We start from the raw sequence: 1,420 nt of genomic DNA on the forward strand, positions 1-1,420 counted from the left end.
CTTGAGACATAAAGAACACAGACTTCACGTTGATGTTCATTACGTCATCCCAATCTTGCTCAGAAAACTCGATGGCGTCGTTACGACGAATGATGCCCGCGTTGTTCACTAGGATATCAATGCGACCAAGTTCGGTTACTGCGCGGTCAACGATAGTTGGGATGTCGTCTAGTTTCATTAAGTTAGCGCGGATATCGACGAACTTACGGCCTTCAGCCTCTACTTTCTCAATCGTTTCTGTTGGTTCGCTGATATTTACGCCAACAATGTCACAGCCCGCTTTTGCTAGACCAAGCGCCATACCTTGACCAAGACCAGTGTCACAACCAGTAACAATGGCCACTTTTCCCTCAAGGTTAAATGAATCAAGAATCATGTCGTTTTCCTCAATAGTAGGTAATGTCGTGATTTGGCGTCTTGGCCATGTCACTTTGTATGCATTCATCCTGACCCAAAAAGAAACTGTTTGCAATTTTTTTTGAAAAGGCGTTTTAAAAATATTGATTGCGATCTTGTTTTTCTGGATTCTTTAATTGCGCGGTTTCAAATTTTTGAAAAGGCATTTTAAAAATACTGGTTCTTAAATTTTTCAGCGATATAATGCAGAAAACTAAGAATGAAAGGGGCAACAATGGAAAAGTCGACTCAGCCTGAAGCGGTTTCGTCAGTACTTAAGGTTTTTCATATTCTTCAAGCACTTGGTGAACAGAAAGCCATCGGCGTTTCAGAGCTTTCACAACGTCTAATGATGTCGAAAGCGACTACTTACCGTTTTCTGCAAACCATGAAATCGCTCGGTTACGTGTCTCAAGAAGGCGAAGCGGATAAGTACTCTCTAACACTTAAGCTGTTCGAGTTGGGCGCAAAATCGCTTGAGTACGTCGATCTGATCGAACTGGCCGACAAAGAAATGCGCCACATTTCAGAACAAACCAACGAAGCCTTGCACCTTGGTGCGCTGGATGAAAATGCCATCATTTACATCCACAAAATCGACTCTGGCTACAACCTACGCATGCAATCGCGCATCGGTCGTCGCAATCCGCTCTACAGTACGGCGATTGGTAAAGTGCTACTTTCTGAGCGCGATGAAAGCTTCGTTCGTGACGTATTGAGCGATGTCGAGTTCATTAAGCACACAGAAAAAACATTGGAAAACACCGATCAAGTGCTAGAAGAATTGGCGAAAGTACGCGATTTCCACTATGCAGAAGATAACGAAGAGCAAGAACCAGGTCTTCGTTGTATCGCTGCGCCGATTTATGACCGCTTTGGTCAAATCATTGCTGGCTTGTCTATCTCATTCCCAACCATCCGTTTCGATGAAGAGAGAATGGAATATTACGTCGGCTTACTGCATCAAGCAGGTAAAAACATTTCTGAGCAATTGGGTTACCACGATTACCCGGCATAATCAGAA

At 43.6% G+C, this 1,420-nt stretch carries 2 protein-coding genes; one reads left to right on the top strand and one right to left on the bottom strand.

The window, feature by feature from the left end:
* On the bottom strand, positions 1 to 376 hold a 376-nt coding region (locus R7070_RS25210), incomplete at its 3' end, for an SDR family NAD(P)-dependent oxidoreductase (RefSeq protein ID WP_318141394.1).
* A gap of 255 nt (positions 377 to 631) precedes the next feature.
* On the opposite strand from R7070_RS25210, the gene kdgR reads away from it, so the two are divergent.
* The gene (gene kdgR, locus R7070_RS25215) at positions 632 to 1,414 is read left to right on the top strand and encodes a DNA-binding transcriptional regulator KdgR (protein WP_005460804.1); all 783 of its coding nucleotides are present in this window, start codon (positions 632 to 634) and stop codon (positions 1,412 to 1,414) included.
* Positions 1,415 to 1,420 lie beyond the last annotated feature (6 nt).

Origin of the sequence: Vibrio sp. 1557 (assembly GCF_033340175.1) — a bacterium.
GTDB classification, from domain to species: Bacteria; Pseudomonadota; Gammaproteobacteria; order Enterobacterales; family Vibrionaceae; genus Vibrio; species Vibrio alginolyticus.